Raw genomic sequence first — 19,362 nt, forward strand, 5'->3', positions numbered from 1 at the left:
CCCCCGGCCGGGTTGCACCACAGAGCCGGGGGCTTATGCTAAACGAGCAGGTGCCCTGTATTATTTGCCCTGCTGCTGGCGCTGCATGGCTTCAATCTGACGACGGATTTCGGCCTCATCCATCTGCGGACCGGCAGCCGGCTGCGCGGGAGCGTTCTTGATGTCGACCAGCTCTACGTCGAAGCGCAGGATGGCATCGGCCGGAATGTCGGCACCGGCGCCGCGCTGCCCGTAGGCCAGCGACGAAGGCACCAGCAGCACGCCCTTCGACCCCTTCGGAAACTGGGCAATGCCCGCGTCCCAGCCCGGAATCACCTGGCCCTGGCCGATGGCAAAGTCAAACGGCTTGTTGCCTACTTTCTCCGACGAGTCGAATACTTTGCCGTTTTCCAGCAACGAGCCTTTGTAGAGCACCGATACAATCTGGCCGGCTTTCGGCTTGGGGCCCGGGCCAGCCGTGGTGATGGCGTAATACACGCCCGAGGCGTCTTTCTGAACGGTGAGGTTGTTTTTCTTGGCGTAGGCCTGCAGCGCTACATCATCTTTCTTGAGCTGCTCTTCGGCGTGGGCGGCCATTTTGGCCTGCTGCTCTACCTGCATTTTCTGCACGTCGGCCTGGGCTTCGGCCTGGGCCTGCACCTTGTCTACCTTCACGTACATGGTCATGGTTTTGCCGGCCTTGCTCATGAACGGCGGCACCGGCTGGCGGAACGACTTGGCGAAAATGGTGTCCACGTTGAAGCGGAACACGGCCGAGTCGCCGGGCTGAAGCAGGCTGATGGCTTCTTCGAGGCCGCCGCGCTGGGCCGCGCGTACGGTATCGAGCGGTACACGAACCGGGAAGCCCATCTGCTGCTTGCGCGAGTTGAACAGAACCGAGTCCTTGCCCGTGCGGTATTCCACATGCAGGGCCATTATTTTGCCGATGCGCTCCTTGTACGTCGCGTCGCCGTCCTTGCTCACGTCCTTGTCTTCGTACTTGCCGGCCGCGGTACTCTTGAAAATCTTGTACTCAATTCCCGAAGGCGTCTTGCTGAAATCCCCGCTTTTGTTGCAGGAAGCGAGGCTCAGGATGCCGGCCGCCAGGGCCAAGCTCAGAAAGGTGCGTTGAAAAAACATGAAGGGGTTTGAGAGGAGTGAAGATGCAAAAACAGCGGCGAAGTTACGGCGAATTACGCCACCGGGGCCGGGCTGGCAAGCGGCGCGCCCAGCAGCTCCACCTGGTAGTCGGGCAGCAGCTCCAGGAAACGGTCGAGGGTAGCGGGCAGCGGCACGTGGCTGATGCCACCAGCGGCGTTGTGGTGGCCTCCGCCATTGAAGTGGCGGCGCGAAAACTCACTGGCCGAGAAGTCGCCCACCGAGCGGAAGGAGATTTTTACGGCCTGGGTGCGGTCGATGAAAATAGCCGCAAACACGATGCCCTCGATGCTGAGCGCAAAGTTTACCAACCCCTCAGTGTCGCCGGTTTTGGAGTGGTACTGGCGCAGCTCGGCCGCCGTAATGGCAATGTAAGCCGTGTTGAACTCGCGCAGCACCGTGAGCTTGTCCTTCAGCACGAAGCCCAGAAAGCGCAGCCGCTCCTCCGAGTGCGAGTCGTAGATGCGGCGGTGCACCTCAGAGGGATTGATACCGGCGCCGAGCAGCTCGGCAATAATCAGGTGCACGTTGCGCGAGGTGCTGGAATGACGGAACGAGCCCGTATCGGTCATGATGCCCGCGTACAGACACTCGCCAATGCCGGCATCTATCAGGTCCTGGTCGCCCAGGTCGCGGATAATCTCGAACACCAGCTCGGCCGTCGCGGCGGCTTTGGGGTTCGAAAATTCAATCTGGGCGAAGTGCTCGGGCTGCTGGTGGTGGTCGATGAGCACCTTCGTGCCGGGCGCATCGCGCACGTACTCGCCCAGCTCGTTGATGCGGCTCAGGCAGGAAAAATCGAGGCAGAACAGCACCTCGGCCTGGTTAACCAACTCCCGGACCTTGGCGTCGTTGCGGCGCGGGTCGTACACCACTACGTCGTCGTTGCCGGGCATCCAGGCCAGAAAATCAGGATAGTCGGAGGGGGTTACCACCGTAACGTGGTGGCCTTTCTTGCGCAGGTAGCCCGCCAGGCCCAGCGACGAGCCCAGCGCATCGGCGTCGGGCTTGTGGTGGGTGGTAATAAACACCTGCCGGGGCTGGGCCAGCAATTCCTTTAACTCAGCAATTTGCGACATTTCCTACGGGGCAGGTAACTGAAAGTGGGCGGATTAGCCCGAATGCAAAGGCGGCAAAATTCGGAAATATTCCGCTCTTCAACAAAAGCCCTCCTTAAAAGGTGCGCAAAGGTAGTGAGAGGAGAAGTGAGAAGGGAGTATAGAGAAGTGAGATGAACGTCATTCTGAGCGAAGCCGGAGGCGAAGTCGAAGAATCTCTACCGAAATGCTAGTCCTGTCAGTTTCAAGGAAGCGGTAGAGATTCTTCGGCTTCGCTCAGAATGACGTTCATCTCACTTCTAAATCAAAAACTGCTACTTTTGTGCCCGCAAATTTGCATTGTCTTTCAACTAACCAAACCCGCCTTATGGCTACCAACCGCACCTTCACCATGATCAAGCCTGACGCCGTGCAGGACAACCACATTGGTGGTATCCTCGGCATGATTGAGGCGGCCGGCTTCCGCATCGTGGAGCTTCAGAAAGTGCAGCTGACTCCCGAGCGGGCCGGCCAGTTCTACGAAGTACACAAGGAGCGTCCCTTCTACCAGGACCTCGTAAAATACATGTCGTCGGGTCCTATCGTAGCCGCCATCCTCGAAAAGGACAACGCCGTGGCCGATTTCCGCACGCTGATTGGTGCTACCAACCCCGCTAATGCCGAAGACGGTACCATCCGGAAGAAGTACGCCAAGAGCATCGAAGCCAACGCCGTTCATGGCTCCGACTCCGACGAAAACGCTCAGCTAGAGGGCGAGTTCTACTTCGCTTAATCACTAATTTAGTTGATTTCTCACTGATTGCGCCGATGTATTTCGGGTCTGTTTTCAGCCTTAAATCACATAAAAAGCGCGCTGACATGCGCCAGGCGGGCTTTTTATGTGATTGGTTTTCAGTGCGAGGCCAACAGCCCAAAAGCGCTAGGCCTGCTCAATCGTCAGTAGCGGCTCCACGTCCTCTACGTGCTCCTCTACCAGATTGGGGTTGTGCTTGTGCTTGAACAGGAACACGAACAGCACGGCAATAACCAGCGCGTAGGCCGCGAACGACAGCCAGATGTTGTGCCAGTCCTTTACGCCGTTGGCGTCGGTGAAGTAGCGCTCGATCACGATGCCGCTGACGGAGCTGCCCAGCACCGCGCCGAAGCCGTTGGTCATCATCATGAACAGGCCCTGGGCGCTGGCCCGGATGGACGGTGTCGTCTGCGTTTCGACGTACAGCGAGCCGGAGATGTTGAAGAAGTCGAAGGCCATGCCGTACACGATGCACGAGAGGATAATCATCCAGAGGCCCGTACCCGGGTCGCCGTAGGCAAACAGGCCGAAGCGCAGCACCCAGGCAATCATGCTGAAAAACATCACCTGCTTGATGCCGAAGCGCCGTAAAAAGAAGGGAATGGCCAGAATAAAGAGCGTTTCCGAAATCTGGGAAATTGACATGATGATGGCCGGGTACTTCACGGCCAGCGTGTCTTTGAACGCCGGGTTCTGGTCGAAATCGTGCAGGAAAGTATCACCGTAGGCGTTGGTGAGCTGCAGGGCCGCACCCAGCAGCAGCGCGAACATAAAGAAGACGAGCATTTTGGAGTCGCGCAGCAGAGCAAACGACTTGAGACCCAGCGCATCGACTATTGAGCGGCCCGGCATGTTCTTGGAAAGCGGCGGGCACTTGGGCAGCGTGAACGAGTAGAAGCCCAGCAGGAAAGCCGCGCCGGCCGCCACGTAGAACTGGCTGGCCGACTTCTCGAAGCCCAGCAGACTCACCGTCCACATGGCCACAATGAAGCCAATGGTGCCCCACACCCGGATAGGCGGGTAGTCCTTCACCACATCGAGGCCCTCGCGCTTGAGCACCGAGTACGACACGGCAATGGACAGCGCCAGCGTGGGCATATAGAAAATCATGTTCAGCAGAATCACCCAGAAAAACGTGCTGGGGTCGGTTACGAGCGGCACGGTGCACAGCACCACGGCGCCCAGCAGGTGCAGCACGCCGTAGAGCTTTTCGGCGTTGATGTACTTATCGGCCACGATGCCCATGAGCGAGGGCATGAAGATGGACGCAATGCCCATGGTCGAGAAGATGGCCCCGAACTCCGAGCCCGACCACTCCTTGGTCTGGAACCAGTACGCTCCGATGGTAATCAGCCACGAGCCCCAGATAAAAAACTGAAGGAAACTCAGAATAATGAGACGCAGCTTGGTACTCATGCAGAGGGCAGGTTGGTGGGTGGGAGGGGGCGCCGCCGAAGTTGTAAAAAGACGTCGTCCGGCTGCGTGGGCTAGGTTGGCCCGGGTTTAGCCTTCAAATATAAGTAAAGTTGCCAGTGGTTGGCAGGGAATATCGAGTAGTTGGCTAAAAAGAACGTCATTCAGAGCGCAGCGAAGAATCTCGCGTGAACTCGTCAGGATTCCTGCAACGTCAGCGCGCGAGATTCTTCGCTTCGCTCTGAATGACGTTCTTTCCCTAATCCCTAATCCCTAATCCCTAATCCCTAATCCCTAACTACCCTACCAATTGGCCCGGCGCAGCCGCTCGGGCTGCAGCACCCGGATGTCGCGGTTGGTGAGCTCGATGCTGCCATCCTGGCGCAGTTCGCTCAGAATGCGGCTCAGCGACTCGGGGGCGGTGCCGATGAGAGAGGCCATATCCTCGCGGGAGAGCTGAATCAGGGGCTCGGCCTCGGGTTGGGTGGCGGTTTGCTGCTCGTGCAGCCGCAGCAGCGTGTCGGCCACGCGCTTGCGCAGCGAGTTGTAAGCCATAGCGAGCAGCAGTTGCTCCTGCTCGCGCACCCGGCCGGCCAGCAGCCGCACAAACTGCCGGCCCACTTTGGGGTTGCGCAAAAGCAGCTGGGTGAAATCGGTGGCCGGAATGTAGCGCAGCACCGTGTCTTCGAGCGTCAGGGCCGAGTCGTGGTGGGCGGTGTGTTCGAGCAGGGGCTGGTAGCCGAAAAAGTCGCCGGGACCGTAGAGGCCGGTAATCAGCTCCTTGCCGGCGGCGGTGGTTTTGGTGGTTTTCACCCGGCCCGCTTCCACGAAATACAGGCGGCTGGCTTCGTCGCCTTCGGCATAAATAATCTGCTTGCGGGGTAGCTCGTGGGTGCGGCGGTCGGCGGCCAGGCTTTCGAGCGAATCGAGCTGGCCCACAGCCTGGGCGTCGTGCAGAAAGGCATCAAGGCCGGCGGGTGTGGCCTCGTACTCGGGCCGTAGCTGCTTGAAGCGGGCCAGCCGGCCGGCCACGGCATTCAGCAGCTCGTTGCTGTCGAAGGGCTTGGTCAGGTAGTCATCGGCGCCCAGCTCCATACCCTTGCGCAGATCCTGGCGCTCGGTTTTGGCCGTGAGGAAGATGAACGGAATACCGCGCAGCCCGGGGTTCTGGTTGAAGATGTGCAGCACCCCGTAGCCGTCGAGCACAGGCATCATAATGTCGCAGATAACCAGGTCGGGGCGGGTGGCCAGGGCCTGCTCCACGCCCAGCTTGCCGTTGGCCGCCGTGAGTACCGCGTAGCCGGCCAGCTCCAGCAGCTCGGCCGTGTTCTCGCGGATAAAATCGTGGTCTTCAATCAGCAGAATGACTTTCATAGGGGATGATTAGCGTAACGGTGGTGCCCCGCCCGAGCTGGCTCTGCAAGTCGATGGTGCCGCTCATCAGCTCGGCGTAGCGGCCCACAATGTAGAGGCCCAGGCCGGTGCCGGGTAGGTTGCTGACGCTGCGGGCCCGGAAAAACCGCTCGAACAGGTGCTGCTGGTCTTCTTCAGAAATGCCCACGCCCTCGTCTTCGATGCGCAGCGTAAGCCAGCCGTCAACGCAGCCCGCGTGCAGGCGCACCACAGTTTCCTCGCTCGAGTACTTAAGCGCGTTGGAGAGTAGGTTGACCAGGATTTTGCGCAGCAGCGAGGTGTCGAGCCAGATGTCGTGGGGGCAGGCGCTCAGGTCGGGCTCAATGCGCTGGCCGGGCTTGTGCAGGCCCTGCACATCGAGAATGGTGTTTTGCACGAGCGTGGGCAGGTGCAGGCGGGCGGCGCGGGCCACCACCCGGCCCTCCTCAATGCGGCCCACCGACAGGAACTCCTCCAGAATATCGTTGAGGTGATTAACCGACTGGCGGATGCGCTCGATGTGGCGCAAACGCTTGGGCTGCTGCTCGGCCGCCGGATACTGCTCGATAAGCGCGGCCGAAGTAAGCACAGCCGTAAGCGGGGTGCGAAACTCGTGCGAGGCCATGCTCACGAAGCGCGACTTCAGCTCGCCCAATTCCTGCTCGGCAGCCAGGGCCTTAGCCAGCTCGTCTTTGCGCTGCTCCAGCTGCTCCAGCGTGCTCAGCAGGGCGTGGGTGCGGTCGGCTACTTTCTGCTCCAGGTCGGCGTTGAGGCGCTCCACGCTCAGGCGCTCGGCCACCAGGGCCTGCCGGGCCTGGCGCTTTTCGGTGGTGTCGAGGATGTAGGAGACTACGTGCAGCTCGTTTTCCAGGTGAAAATAGCTCAGGCTGACTTCTACCGGAAACACCGAGCCGTCGGCGCGCTGGCCTTCCAGGTCGCCGCGGTGGGCGCTCATCGAGCGCACCTGCGGATTGGCGTTGAAGGATTCGCGCAGCTTCTGGTGGTTGCGGCCGGGCGCCGAGGGCACCAGCGTATCAATACTGGTGCCCAGCAGCCCCTCGGTAGGGTAGCCGAACTGCTGGTGGGCCATGTGGTTGGCCGATATAATGGTGCCGGCCCGGTTGCAGACAATAATGCCAATGGTGGCGTGCGACACCACGGCCTCGAAGCGGCCGTGGATCTGGACCAGGGCCTGCTCGGCGCGTTGCAGGCGCAGGCCGTCGGCCATTGGGCAGCCGCCCGTGGGCAAGGGCTGCAGCCGCAGCAGCAGCGGCGCGGTCGGGTCGTTGGGCGCTAAGGGCAGCAGCGTGAGGCGGGCCATAAAGCCGGCGGCTCCGGCGCGGCCAAGCTGCACCGTAGCCTCGGCAGATCCGTTGCTGCGGGCCTCAGTAAACAGCGCGGGCCACTCGGGCGGCAGGGGCGAGTCGGGCAGGGCCAGCAGCTCGGCTTCGGAGCTGTAGCCCAGCAGCTGCACACCGGCCTGGTTTACGCGCAGCAGCCGGCCGGTAACCGGGTCGGCCAACCCCGCAAAGTCGGGGGTTTGGGTGAGCAGCAGGTCGGCCAGGGCGTTAGAGAACATGGAGCAGGCATATTGAGGCGGGCCGCGCAGTTCCGGCTGTGCCGGAGCGGAGGAGCCGGATGGCCACGGCAGGTGCCTTTGATTACAAAGGGCGGCGGGTGAAGGTCGGCAAAAAAATACGGCGGCGGCGAGCTTTTCTGAGGAAGGTCAAGCGGTGGGCTGACAAACCTCATGGAGTATCAGGGAGGGCATCCGGTACTTTTACAACTCCTACGTTATCCGTTTTGGCTTATGTCAGTTGTTGCTACCCCTACTGCGCTGGTGCCCGAGGCCACCGTGCTGCTGGTGCTGCTGCCCCCGGCAGTGGCGGGCCAGGCGCCGGCGCTGAGCGCGGGGGCGCTGCGGGCCCTGCAGGCGCGCCTGGGGCCGGCCGTGCGGGTGCTGAAGGTAGATGAGGCCAGCCACCCGACCGTGGTGCGCAGCTTCAGCGGGCAGCCGGCTGCCTTGCCGGCCTGCGTGCTGGTGCGCCAGGGCGTGGAGCTGTGGCGCCAGCCCGGCCTGCCCCAGGCCGATGCCATCGAGGCCCGGCTGCGGATTGAATAGTTCGGCTGCCAGTGGTTAGCAGGAACGTCATTCAGAGTGAAGCGAAGAATCTGGCGGGCAATGGTAACCTGGCTGTTGGCTACTTATTGCACGCGAGATTCTTCGCTTCGCTCTGAATGACGTTCCTACTGATGACTACCGATATATCAGGACCTGAGCGGCCTCAGGGCAGTGCAGGCTATGCACGGCCCCGGCCGGAAAGATGACGTAGTCGCCGGCGATGTAGTGACGGGCTTGGTCGAGGACGGTGATGTCGAGTTCCCCGCTGAGTACGACCACGAACACCTCGTGCGGGGCGTGGTGCGGCGCCATGCCCTGGCCGGGGCCGAAGTGCTTGTGAATAATGTTGTGGCCTTCGCGACGCAGCAGTACGTGGGTAGTGGCGTCGGACGGGGAGGGGTGGGCGTGGTGGCCCGCCAGCAGGCTGCCGGTGGTAGCTTCCATGGAGAAAGGGAATGGGTTAAAGAATCGAAAGAGGTTTATTCACGACCCGCATCCGGGTTTCGAAAACGTGAGCGATGCTGCCGGCGCGGAGCTTGGCCTCCTGGGCCACCGGGCCGGCAAACAGCGAATCGACGGTGCGGCAGAATAGGTGCAGCCACTGCTGGAAATGGCCGCTGCCGATGGGCAGCGGAATGTGCTTGGCGAAGGGCTGGCCCTGGTAGCGGCTGGTGTGCAGCAGCAGGCCGCTCCAGAAATCGTACATGCGCGGCAGGTGAGCGGCCCAGTTCACATGGGCCACATCGTTGAAGACGGGCCCGAGCAGCGGGTCGGCATTCACGCGGTCGTAAAAACTATCCACCAGGGCCTTGATGTCGGCTTCGGTCTGGATATCGGGTAGGGCGTTGGAGGACATGAGCAGGGAATAGTTGGGGAGCAGGCGCAACGCAAAATTCGGCGCTGCAGGTTGCGGGAAGGAGCTAGGCGTGCCGGAGGGGCCAGGCCTCAGCCGGCCGGCTTAGCAACACGAAAGCCCGGTTGGCGGTGCCCAGCAGCAACAGCAGCTTGAACACTTCGGCTCCGATATAGACATAGTGCAGGTTGCTGGCGGGCGGCGTTTTACCGGCCAGTATGGCCAGCGCCCGCACATCGAGGGCCGGCAGCAGCCACAGCGTCTGGGCGGCCAGCACGGCCACCAGCAAACCCAGCGGCAGGGCCAGGTTCTGCGGCACCGCCAGCCGAAAGGCGCCCACCACGGCCAGCACCGCCAGCCCGATTTCTACCTTGTTGAGGGCCTGAAACACCAGCCGGCCGATGCCCAGCCCCAGCGGAATGGTAATACCCGGCGCGGTGAACTTCAGCGGCGCCTCCAGAAAGGAAATACCCGCCACCAGTCCCGCCCAAAACAACAGCGCCGCCACCAGCATAAACGACCAGGAATGACGAGAAAACATCTTTTTAGTGGGTTAATGATTAGTGGTTGGTCGCGGGAGACCGTCATGCTGAGCTTGCCGAAGCATCTCTACCAATTCCTTGCAATGGCAATGGGTTGGCTAGCGGTAGAGATGCTTCGACTTTGCTCAGCATGACGTTCTTTCCCCTTGTGTCAACTAAACAAAGGTGCCAGCCGGACGCTGCGGGCGCACTGACGCAAATCAAGCGTTGGCATGAGGTTGATCATCGAACGGGGGGTGGGGGAGGGCGAGCTTTGTGGAAAGCGGATGACGGGTAATTTTACATGCCTGCCGTCGCGTGGTTGGTGTTTCGACCAATAGAAACTAAGCACTACCCACTAAGTACTAAGCTCCAACCAGATGTCTGCCGTTCTCGAAGAAGCTACCGCCACCGAAGCTGCCTGCACCCACTGCGGCGACGCCTGCCCGACCGAGCCATTGGAGCTGGCGGGTCGGCCCTTCTGCTGCGCGGGCTGCCGCACGGTGTACGAGCTGCTGGCGGCCAACAACCTCTGCACCTACTACAACCTCGACGAGCGCCCGGGCCTCAAAATCAAGGAAGTAGAGCTGCCCGGCCGCTTCGATTACCTCGAATCCGAAACCGTGCAGGCCCAGCTGTTAAGCTTCCGCTCGGAGCAGCGCGCCCGTATTACGCTGAGCGTACCCCAGATGCACTGTACCTCCTGTATCTGGCTGCTGGAGCATCTAACCAAGCTGAATCCCGGCATAGCTGAGGCGCGGGTGCAGTTCCTGCGCAAGGAAATCACCATCACCTACCTCACCGCCCAAACCGGGCTCAAGGACGTGGTGGCCCTGCTGGCTTCAGTCGGCTACGAGCCCCAGATTACGCTGGCCGAACTGGGCGCCCAGCCCCACCGCGCCAGCCGCACGCTCTACTACCAGCTCGGGCTGGCGGCCTTCGCCTTCGGAAACGTCATGCTGCTGGCGCTGCCCGACTACTTCTCGTTCGTCGAGGATTTGCAGGCCGGGTTCGGGGGCTTTTTCGGGCTGCTGAGTCTGGCGCTGGCGCTGCCGGTGCTGCTGTATAGTGCCCGCGACTTCTTCCGCTCGGCCTGGCAGGGGCTGCGCCAGCGCTACATCAACCTCGATTTTCCCATTAGTCTGGGCCTTGTGTCCCTATTTGGGGTGAGTGCCTACGAGGCGCTATCGGGCAAGGGGCCGGGCTATTTCGACTCGTTTACCGGGTTGGTGTTCTTCATGCTGATTGGCCGTTGGGTGCAGCAGCACACCTACGACGCGCTGCGCTTCGACCGGGACTTTACCTCCTACTTCCCTGTGGCCGTAACCCGGCTCACCCCCGAGGGCGACAAGTCCATTTCGGTGCGGGAGCTGCAGGTGGGCCACCGGATTCGGGTGCGCCACCAGGAGGTAGTGCCGGCCGACGCGGTGCTGCTGCGCGGCGACGGGCAGATTGACTATTCCTTCGTGTCGGGCGAGAGCACGCCGGTGGCGCGGGCTTCGGGTGAGCTGGTGTACGCCGGCGGCCGGCAGCTGGGCGAGGTCGTGGAGCTGGAAGTGGTGCGTGAAGTCAGCCAGGGCTACCTGACCCAGCTGTGGAACAACCCCGCTTTCGCCAAGGAAAGCAACCACCTGGGCCTGGAAACCTACGCCAACCGGGTGGGCCGCTACTTCGTGGCCGTTACGTTGGCGCTGGCGCTGGGCACGCTGCTCTACTGGGGCCCGCGCGACCAGGCCATGATGTGGCGGGCCTTTACCTCGGTGCTGATTATTGCCTGCCCCTGCGCGCTCTCGCTGGCCACCCCGTTTGCCATGGGCGCGGCCGTGCGGGTGCTGGGCCGTCACAAGTTCTACCTGAAAAACTCGGCCGTAATTGAAACCCTGGCCCGCGCCGACACGCTGGTGTTCGACAAAACCGGCACGCTCACCGACCCCCACCAGGCGGCGGTGCAGTACCACGCCGCTCCCTCACAGCGGCCGAACTGAACCTGCTCACAACCGCCGCCGCCCAATCAACTCATCCGCTGAGCCAACGGCTGGCCCGCGAGGCGGCTGGCCCGGCGCTGCCGTTGCGCCACTGCCACGAAACCCCCGGCCAGGGCCTCGAAGCCACTGCCGAAACGGGCGCTACGGTGCGTCTGGGAGCCGCTGGTTTCACCAACCAACCCACGCCAGCCGCTGAAAAATCCGCCCTCACCGCCACCCTGCCCAACGCCCCTGACGCACCGGAAACCCGGGTTTACGTGGCGTTTGATGGCGAGCCGGCGGGCTACTACACCTTCCCCAACGTGTATCGCCCCGACCTGCCAGCGGTGCTGGCCGGCCTGGGCAGTCATTACCGCCTGGCGGTGTTGTCGGGAGATACGGACGCCGAGCAGGACCGCCTGCGTGCGATGCTGGGCCCCGATGCCGCGCTGCACTTCGGCCAGTCGCCGGCCGATAAGCTGGCCTACATTGCCGCCGAGCGCGCCAAAGGCCATACCGTGGTGATGGTGGGCGACGGGCTGAACGACGCCGGAGCCCTGCGCGCCGCCGATGCGGGCCTGGCCCTCACCGACACGCTCACCAACTTCTCGCCCGCCTGCGACGCCCTCCTCGACGCGGCGGAGTTCGGCCGGCTGGCCACGTTCATGCGCTTTTCGCGGGCCTGCCTGCGGGTGGTGCTGGCCACGTTCGTGCTGTCCTTCTGCTACAACGCCTTCGGGCTGGCGTTGGCGGTGCAGGGCCTGTTCACGCCCATCGTTTCCGCTATCCTCATGCCCATCAGTTCGCTGAGCGTGATGCTTGTGGCCACCGTGCTGGTGCGCCGCTCGGCTAAGAACGTACAGCTCTGAGCTACAAGAACGATGTATGGGGCGGGGCTTGTCCCCACACCCTACACCGTTCTCACAAACCACTTTGCGATTAGCATAGCTCAAAAAAAACCACCACCATGACCATTATCTTCCTGCTTATCGGTATCAGCCTGCTGGTGGCGCTGTTCTTCCTGGCGGCCTTTCTGTGGTCGGTGCGCTCGGGCCAGTATGACGATACCTACACGCCTTCCGTGCGGATGCTGTTTGATGAGGAGGAGCCACCGCTGGGGTAGTTATCCAAGTAGGCCCTGCATTGCGCCTCACCTCCTCATCCTCTCTCCGAAAAAGGCGAAGGGGAACTGGCATTTAGCCTTTTATCTAGCTGTATAGTATCAGCGTGAGATTGGTCGAGTCCTGAGTAAAGTTAGCGGGGTTTTTCCACCATTGGGCACACATAAATTCATGTGGCGTGAGGCCGCGTGAGGTTTTGAGCCTTTTGGCGGGGTTGTAGGCCAGCAAAAAGATCTGCAGGTGCCCGTTGAGGTCTTGCGTCGTCTGATATTAGAAGCGCTGGAGGGTGGCTTCTTTAAGCGTGCGATTTATGCGCTCGACCTGGCCGTTGGTCCCTCGCTTCCACCATTTTTTCCAAGTAATTACCCGTTCGAAAGCACGCGTTAAAACTCCTTGACGTTGTCATCAAGCCGTCGGTCAATAATCATGTTATAGGGGTCGACGGCTACGGAGGCTGGTTTTTTAGTTACCACGAAGCTCAACTTGTTGTCGCCTGGGCGCAGGCGGCGCTTTACCAGCAGCAGCGGGGCCACGGGCTTTTTGTCCTTGCCTAGCTCGGGGAAGATGGCCACTGGCAGCGCGTCGCGCGATTGGTCGGCGGGGCGCTGGTTGCCGAGGCTATCGGCGTAGAACTTGGCCGATTTCACCGTGAAGTCGACCTGGTACCGGCCGTTGGGCAGCTTCTTGCTGGTGGCAGCCGTCACGCGGTTATCAAACAGCGTGATGCGCTCAAACTGGTCGGTGATGTAGGGCTGGAGCGAGTCGGGCGCGGCCCGGCGCAGGTAGCCGATGAATTCGGGCGAGTTGGTGTAGGGCGGCGGCTGATAGGCCACGGCGGCCACGTATTTTTTCAGTGCGGCGTTGAGGACTGACTCGCCCATGTAATCCTGCAGCGCATACATCACCACCGAGCCCTTGCGGTAGTGAATGTACTGCTGGTTTTCGACCAGCGCCAGCGGCACTTCCTTCTTCTGCTCAAAAGCGCGGCCTTGCAGGTAGCGGTTCATATCAAGCTTCAAAAAGCGCTGCATCGCCGAAGGGCCGTTGTGGTGGCGGAGCACCATCAGGGCCGTGTATTCGGCCAGGGCCTCCGACATGAGCGTGCTGCCCTGCACCGCGCCGCCCACTACCTGGTGGCCCCACCACTGGTGGGCTACCTCGTGGGCCGTCACGTAGTAGGGCATGTTCAGGTCTTCCGGGTCGTTGTCGTCCACGTCGGCCACGAAGCCAATGGCCTCGGAGAACGGAATGGTGTTGGCGAAGCTCTGGGCAAAAGAATTGTACTGCGGGAATTCCAGGATGCGTACCTGCCGGTGCTGGTAGGGCGAAAAGTTCTTGGAGCAGTACGCCAGCGCGTCCCTGGCACCCTCAGCCATGCGCTTGAGGTTGTACTCGTGGCCCGGTTGGTAGTAGATTACGATTGGGATACTGCGGCGGCCTGCGGTATCCACCCACTCGGATTTGTACTGCTGGTAGCGGGCCGAGAGGAAGGTGTAGAAGTTTTTCATGGGCCGGTCCATCACGTAGGTGAAGTAGCGGCGGCCGTCCTTCACCCACTCCTTTTGGAGGTAGCCGGGGGCCACGGCGGTCTGGTCGGCTTCGGTGCTGACGGTGGTCTGGAAGCGTATCCAGTCGGCATCGGTGCCGATGTAGGTATTCTGGCGGGCCTTGAGGTCGTCGACCTTGGCCATGCGGGGCTTGGGTTTCAGGCCGTAGTTTTTGCGGTCCTGGTCGCCGCTTATTTCGGCTTCGTCGCGATAGCCCAGGCCGGGCAGGTAGCCGTTGTTGATGAAGGTGCCGTTGTACACGATGTCCGTGTTGGAGCCCGCGTTCGGGAAGCCGCGCTCCTGATAAAACAAGTCCATGCTGAGGGCCAGCGAGTCGCCGGGCGCCAGGGGCCGGATCAGGCGGTAGATGCGGAAGCCAAAGGTGGTATCGTTCAGGGCCAGCGTGGCCTGGCCGGGCGCGCCCAGCGCGAGGCTGCGCACGCGCGGGTTCCGCTCGATGGGCAGGCTCACAATCACCGAATCCAGAGGCTGCTGGCGTTTGTTCACCAGCATAAACTCGCCCCGGAACCGCACGGCGCGGGTGCTGGGGAAAATCTCCGTGTTCAGGTTCACCGCCGTGATGCGGGGCTGGGGCACGTCTTTGTAGCGGCGGTATTGCTGCTCGTAGGCCAGCTGCTGCTTTTCGCCGGCCTTGGGGCTGAGGTACTTGTTCAGCACGTTGGTGTTATAGAAAATATAGGCCCCGGCGCCCAGGCTCACGAGCAGGCCCAGCGCCAGCGTGGCGCTGCTGCCGGTGCTCCAGCGGCGGCGGGCTTCGCGCAGGCGGCCGGTGGTGTCAGTGCCGCGCACCCAGAGCAGCGTGGCGGCCAGCACCAGTAGCAGGGCCACGCCCACCCACAGCAGCTTGGTCCACCAGAAGGCGGGCAAAAAGTGGCCGTAGCCGTTCATGGCCGAGTACGGGCCCGGCGAGATGCCCCCGCCGAAATCGAACAAGCGGTGGCCCAGGCCGATTTGCGGCCGGAACTGGTCGGCCAGGTAGTACACTACGATGACGGCAAAGCCCAGGTACTTGTTGTTCACCACCACCTGCGTCACCATCGCCAGTACGCAGAGCAGCAGCAGGTAAGGCAGCTGGTAGAGAAACAGCGCCTGCACGTACAGGCCGATTTCGTAGTTGAAATAGCCTTTGAAAGTCTGAATAATGAGGCCGCACACCATAACCACGGCCATGAGCACCACCTGCACCAGCCAGAGCGCGGCCAGCTTGCTCAGAAACGGCACCCAGTTGGGGATGGGCACGGCATCGGCAATCTGGGCCACGCCGGCCTGCCGCTCGCGCCAGACAAGCTCGCCGCTGTAGAAGATGATGATGGCGAACAGGAACAGAAAAAATGGCCCGCTGGCGATGGTCAGGTACTGGTTGGTAACCGGAAACGTGGGGGTGTCGAACGTTTTGCCGGCTTGGGAGGCGGTGGCCAGCAGCACGATAACGCCCGCGCCCGCAATGGCCGCGAAGTAGCGGCTGCGTACAATGCCGCGAAACTCCAGCTTCGTCAGGCTCCACCACTGGCTCAGGCTGAGGCCCCGGGAAAACACCTGCGTCACGCGGGGCAGCAGGCGCAGCCCGCCGGCTACTCCCTGGCCGCGTAACCCCACCCCCAGCCCCTCCCCGGCGGGGAGGGGAGCCAGATTAGAATCGTTGAACGCACCCCTCCCCATCGGGGAGGGGCCGGGGGTGGGGTTGCGCACCTTTTTCGACACCTTTTCCGAAGCCAGGGCCGAAAACCTGAACCGCGCGTAGCAAAACGCCAGCAGCGCCAGCCCGAAGCTCAGCCACACCGCGCGGTTGAGCAGCAGGTAACTGGACATGGGCACCAGCAGCGTGTTCTTTTCCGGCGCCGTGAGGTAGCGCGTGGTGAAGTTCAGGGCCGCGATACCAAAGGCATCCAGGGCCGCCACCAGGTGCTCGTTTTTGAGGTCGCGGATGTAGGCATTGGCCACCAGGTAGCCCACCAGCAGGAGTACGGCCCCAATGTAGGTGCTCAGGATGTTGCGCGTGAGCGTGGCCGTGGTGAAGAAAATGGCGCCCGTAAACAGCAGGTTGGGCAGCACCAGCGTGAGGTAGGGCCAGATATAAGTACCCAGCGGCGTGCTGGCCAGAAATCGGTCGTGCTCCATCCAGGGCATGATGCCCGCCAACCCGGCACCCAGGCCCAGTCCGGTGAATACGAGCACCGCAATCAGATACGACCCCAGAAAGCGCCCGCCCAGGTAACCGAACTTGCTAATGGGCGTGGTGTAGAACAACGGGTGAGTGCGGTATTCAAAGTCGCGGTACACGGGGTTGCCCATGAGCGAGGAGGCGATGATGACGCCGAACACGCTCAGCACCGTGATGGTGATGGCCACCGAAAACGGGGAGTTGATTTTTACCGCCTGCCCGTCGCCGCCGATGGTCACATCGGTGCCCGGCCCAAAGCCGCCGCCCGCCGCCGTGACCAGCAGAAACGCGAGGATAAATAAAATGGCAAAGTAAATCCAGGTAGCCGGCCGCTTCAGCCGGTATTTCAGTTCGAAGAGCAGTATAGGAAGGAACATGGTTTCGAGTAAAAATTATGAATTAAAAATTAAAAATGAGGTGGACGCAAGCCGCCCAGCGAAGCTCATTAGGCCATGACGGGGCCATTTTTAATTCTCGATTCATAATTTTTAATCTCCGAAAAATATACGTCCTCCAAATCCGGATTTACGGCCTCAAAGCCACTGTCCGGCGCGGAATCGGCCATGACGTGCACCACGGTTTTGCCCGCGAACAGGCGTGAGCTGATCACCTGCTGCGCGGCTTGCAGGGCCGGCAGCTCGGCCTTTTCAATCAGCTTGCGCCAGATTTTCCCTTTCAGGCTGTTCATCACCGAAAGCGGGTCGCCGGTGAGCAGCACTTCGCCTTTGTTGATGATGGCCATGTGGCGGCACAGGTCCGATACGTCGCTGACAATGTGCGTACTGAGGATGACCACCAGGTTCTCCCCAATCTCCGAAAGCAGGTTGTGGAAGCGGTTGCGTTCCTGCGGGTCGAGGCCGGCGGTGGGCTCGTCCACGATGATGAGTTTGGGGTTGCCGAGCAGGGCCTGAGCGATGCCGAAGCGCTGCTTCATGCCGCCGGAGTAGCCGCCCACGTGCTTTTTGCGCACGTCGTAGAGGTTGGTCTGGTGCAGCAGGGCGGCCACCATCTCCTTGCGCTCCTTGCCGTTGGCAATGCCCTTGAGGGTGGCGAAATGGTCGAGCAGCTCCTCGGCGCTCACGCTGGGGTACACGCCAAATTCCTGGGGCAGGTAGCCCAGCACGCGGCGCACGGCTTCTTTGTTGTGCAGCACGTCGATATCGTCGAGCGTGATGGAGCCAGTGTCGGCGTCCTGCAGCGTGGCGATGGTGCGCATCAGGCTGGATTTGCCCGCCCCGTTGGGCCCGAGCAGGCCAAACATGCCGTTGGGAATTTCCAGGCTCACGTTTTTGAGCGCCTGCGTGCCGTTGGGGTAGGCTTTGGAGAGGTTGGTAATGGAAAGGGCCATGTCAACAGAGAAAAAGGCGTTTAATAAAGACGAGATGTAACTGAATCGGAGAATAGCCGCGGGCATTACAAGCCAGTATCCGGGCCTGTGATGCAAAACCTCAACAGGCAGTTGCTTGGAACCGAAAATCCGCTGGTTATTAGTTCTTTCGGTATTTCGTCCCGGCGGCTTCAAGGGTAATGCCCCAGCCCCGGGCCCACGCTTCACCCGGGCTTTGGTGGCAAAGCATGCCGGCCCGTGCAGCAGATTTTCCCAGACCAGAAGTCGCCGTGCAGGGGTTTTTTGCCGTTTTCTTAAACCGAATGATGGCATCAGCGACAAAGGGTGTCTTCGGCCCGCTACCCCAATAGGTCCGGTAGTGCCCCCTTTTCTACCGAACTCCGTCCATCGTACCGGGTAGTGCGCGTCCACCAACGCTATCCAGGTTTGCCAGTCTGAGCGGCAGGCTTCTAAAACATAGATGTCGCGCAACAACCCATCTATGCAATAGACGCCTTGGCGCCCTGGCTCCATTTCACAGCAGTGACATTGGTTAAAAGTTGGGTCCAGCAGTCAATTGAGCGTTGGGGTGGTTTTTCCGTCAGACCACCAGCCCCAGCGCCTCCAGTGCCTCCAGTGCCTCCAGTGCTCCGGCTCACGGCTGCTGGAGGTACTCCGTTGCCGTGCGGTTCTGGGGGTTCAGCTGCAGGGCACGTGTGTAGTGCCGGGAGGCCAGCTTCCGGTTACCCAGCGCGGCGTAAGTTTCGGCCAGGCTGTCGTAGGTATTGGCGCTGGTAGGGTAGAGGCGCACATTGAGCTGAAATACGGACAGCGCGTCGGTCAGCTGGCCCTGCTCGATCAGCGAGTAGCCCCAGGCATTGATGGCATCTTCGGGTAGGGCATAGACCGGGTCGCGGCGGCGAGCCTTCTTCACTTCCTCCTCCAAGTGCGAAAAGCCCCGCTGGCGCACGGTGCGGTGCAGCGCGCGCAGGGTGGGCGGCAAGCCGAAGCCGTCAGCCACCCGCATGTCAGGCAGGTAACAGGCGGCCAGCGCGTCCACGAACCGCTCCGGGTTGGCGCCCTGCAAGTTGGTCAGCACTACGATGGCCAGCTCGTCCTGGGGGTAAAGAAATACGGCAGAGCGGCCGCCGCCCACAGGCGCCACGGCCGGGTGTTCGGGCCGCGAAACGGTGGGCCAGCCCAAGGCATAGCCGGTAAGCTTGCCGCCGAAGCCGCGCTGCGAGCCGTCGGTGAGAAGTCCGGGCGTCCAGAGCGTCAGAAGACTCTGAGGCTGCAGCAGCTTGCCTTGCTGCAGGGCAACCAACCAGTTGGCTATTTCCTTCGCCGTGGAACTCATGCCTGCAGCCGGGCGCAGGGAGGGCGGAAACACTTCGAACAGGTTGCGCAGCTGCGGGCTCCGGTGCCGCTGCCCGTCCACGTACTGGGTGTAGGTGTAGCCGCGGGCGCCGCGGGTCAGCACGTCGTGGGCGTCACCGATGCTGGTACGGGACATGCCCACCACCTCAAGCTGCCGCTGCTGGATAAACTGGGCAAAGGGCTGGCTGCTGAGCTTGTCGATGAGGCGACCCAGTAGCAGGTAGTTGGTTTGGTTGTAAGCGAATTGCTGACCGGCCGGGAAGTCCAGCGGTTGGGTTTGCACCTGGGTCCAGGCGGCTTTTTCATTATTTTCTGTTACCAGAGCGTCCTCGGGCAGGATGTCAGGCAGGCCGGAGGTGTGGGTGAGCAGCTGCCGAACGGTGACCGGGTGCCAGGTAGCGGGCAGTTCGGGCAGGTAGCGCCCAACTGGCGCAGTCAGGTCGAGCTGGCCGGCTTCTACCAATTGCATTGCGGCCACGCCCACGAAAGCCTTGGTAATGGAGTTAAGAAAAAAGGGGGTTTGCGTGGTTACCGGCACCGAATCCTGCACGTTGG

The 19,362-nt window shown here is 61.7% G+C and carries 16 protein-coding genes; 5 read left to right on the top strand and 11 right to left on the bottom strand.

All coding sequences use genetic code 11. The features are described 5' to 3' along the window. Nucleotides 1-60: 60 nt before the first annotated feature. Both D0N36_RS07180 and D0N36_RS07185 read right to left on the bottom strand, forming a co-directional pair. Entirely contained in the window at nucleotides 61-1,119 is a 1,059-nt protein-coding gene (locus D0N36_RS07180; RefSeq protein WP_116940724.1) for an FKBP-type peptidyl-prolyl cis-trans isomerase, read from the bottom strand. Nucleotides 1,120-1,172: 53 nt separating this feature from the next. After that, nucleotides 1,173-2,216, bottom strand: coding sequence for a DHH family phosphoesterase (locus D0N36_RS07185; protein ID WP_116940725.1), 1,044 nt, complete (start codon nucleotides 2,214-2,216; stop codon nucleotides 1,173-1,175). 346 nt (nucleotides 2,217-2,562) lie between these two features. On the opposite strand from D0N36_RS07185, the gene D0N36_RS07190 reads away from it, so the two are divergent. Beyond that, on the top strand, nucleotides 2,563-2,967 hold the full coding sequence (locus D0N36_RS07190) for a nucleoside-diphosphate kinase (protein ID WP_116940726.1): 405 nt from the start codon (nucleotides 2,563-2,565) through the stop codon (nucleotides 2,965-2,967). Nucleotides 2,968-3,114: 147 nt separating this feature from the next. On the opposite strand, the gene D0N36_RS07195 is transcribed toward D0N36_RS07190, so the two are convergent. From D0N36_RS07195 to D0N36_RS07205, 3 genes are all read right to left on the bottom strand, one after another. Beyond that, complete coding sequence (locus tag D0N36_RS07195) at nucleotides 3,115-4,404, bottom strand: nucleoside permease (RefSeq protein WP_116940727.1); 1,290 nt, start codon at nucleotides 4,402-4,404, stop codon at nucleotides 3,115-3,117. Nucleotides 4,405-4,704: 300 nt separating this feature from the next. After that, nucleotides 4,705-5,775 (bottom strand): response regulator, encoded by a 1,071-nt coding sequence (locus D0N36_RS07200; RefSeq protein WP_116940728.1) that lies wholly within the window; start codon nucleotides 5,773-5,775, stop codon nucleotides 4,705-4,707. Then, nucleotides 5,753-7,372: a sensor histidine kinase gene (locus D0N36_RS07205; protein ID WP_116940729.1), complete on the bottom strand. Its 1,620-nt coding sequence runs from the start codon at nucleotides 7,370-7,372 to the stop codon at nucleotides 5,753-5,755. Before D0N36_RS07205 ends, D0N36_RS07200 begins: the two co-directional genes overlap by 23 nt. A 231-nt stretch (nucleotides 7,373-7,603) precedes the next feature. Here D0N36_RS07205 and D0N36_RS07210 point away from each other — a divergent pair, with 231 nt between their 5' ends. Continuing rightward, nucleotides 7,604-7,915 carry a thioredoxin gene (locus D0N36_RS07210; RefSeq protein WP_190242560.1) on the top strand — a complete coding sequence of 104 codons (312 nt, stop codon included), beginning with the start codon at nucleotides 7,604-7,606 and terminating at the stop codon, nucleotides 7,913-7,915. Between the two features lie 135 nt (nucleotides 7,916-8,050). On the opposite strand, the gene D0N36_RS07215 is transcribed toward D0N36_RS07210, so the two are convergent. From D0N36_RS07215 to D0N36_RS07225, 3 genes are all read right to left on the bottom strand, one after another. Then, complete coding sequence (locus D0N36_RS07215; protein ID WP_116940730.1) at nucleotides 8,051-8,359, bottom strand: cupin domain-containing protein; 309 nt, start codon at nucleotides 8,357-8,359, stop codon at nucleotides 8,051-8,053. Between the two features lie 16 nt (nucleotides 8,360-8,375). Then, nucleotides 8,376-8,771: a group III truncated hemoglobin gene (locus tag D0N36_RS07220; protein ID WP_116940830.1), complete on the bottom strand. Its 396-nt coding sequence runs from the start codon at nucleotides 8,769-8,771 to the stop codon at nucleotides 8,376-8,378. A 64-nt stretch (nucleotides 8,772-8,835) separates the two neighbouring features. Continuing rightward, complete coding sequence (locus D0N36_RS07225; protein WP_199798317.1) at nucleotides 8,836-9,309, bottom strand: hypothetical protein; 474 nt, start codon at nucleotides 9,307-9,309, stop codon at nucleotides 8,836-8,838. A 360-nt stretch (nucleotides 9,310-9,669) separates the two neighbouring features. Here D0N36_RS07225 and D0N36_RS07230 point away from each other — a divergent pair, with 360 nt between their 5' ends. The 3 genes from D0N36_RS07230 (at nucleotide 9,670) to ccoS (ending at nucleotide 12,376) form a co-directional block, all read left to right on the top strand. After that, entirely contained in the window at nucleotides 9,670-11,274 is a 1,605-nt protein-coding gene (locus D0N36_RS07230) for a heavy metal translocating P-type ATPase (RefSeq protein WP_242478828.1), read from the top strand. Between the two features lie 50 nt (nucleotides 11,275-11,324). Beyond that, complete coding sequence (locus tag D0N36_RS19545; RefSeq protein ID WP_242478835.1) at nucleotides 11,325-12,122, top strand: HAD family hydrolase; 798 nt, start codon at nucleotides 11,325-11,327, stop codon at nucleotides 12,120-12,122. Between the two features lie 98 nt (nucleotides 12,123-12,220). Next, nucleotides 12,221-12,376: a cbb3-type cytochrome oxidase assembly protein CcoS gene (gene ccoS, locus D0N36_RS07235; RefSeq protein WP_116940732.1), complete on the top strand. Its 156-nt coding sequence runs from the start codon at nucleotides 12,221-12,223 to the stop codon at nucleotides 12,374-12,376. 381 nt (nucleotides 12,377-12,757) lie between these two features. Here the strand turns inward: ccoS and D0N36_RS07240 are convergent, their stop codons facing one another. From D0N36_RS07240 to D0N36_RS07250, 3 genes are all read right to left on the bottom strand, one after another. Beyond that, nucleotides 12,758-16,480, bottom strand: a complete 3,723-nt coding sequence (locus D0N36_RS07240) for an ABC transporter permease/M1 family aminopeptidase (protein ID WP_116940733.1) — start codon at nucleotides 16,478-16,480, stop codon at nucleotides 12,758-12,760. 68 nt (nucleotides 16,481-16,548) lie between these two features. After that, on the bottom strand, nucleotides 16,549-17,451 hold the full coding sequence (locus D0N36_RS07245; RefSeq protein WP_116940734.1) for an ABC transporter ATP-binding protein: 903 nt from the start codon (nucleotides 17,449-17,451) through the stop codon (nucleotides 16,549-16,551). A 634-nt stretch (nucleotides 17,452-18,085) separates the two neighbouring features. Next, nucleotides 18,086-19,357 (bottom strand): serine hydrolase, encoded by a 1,272-nt coding sequence (locus D0N36_RS07250; RefSeq protein WP_190242561.1) that lies wholly within the window; start codon nucleotides 19,355-19,357, stop codon nucleotides 18,086-18,088. Between the last annotated feature and the right edge of the window lie 5 nt (nucleotides 19,358-19,362).

Origin of the sequence: Hymenobacter lapidiphilus, from assembly GCF_003417065.2 — a bacterium.
GTDB lineage: Bacteria > Bacteroidota > Bacteroidia > Cytophagales > Hymenobacteraceae > Hymenobacter.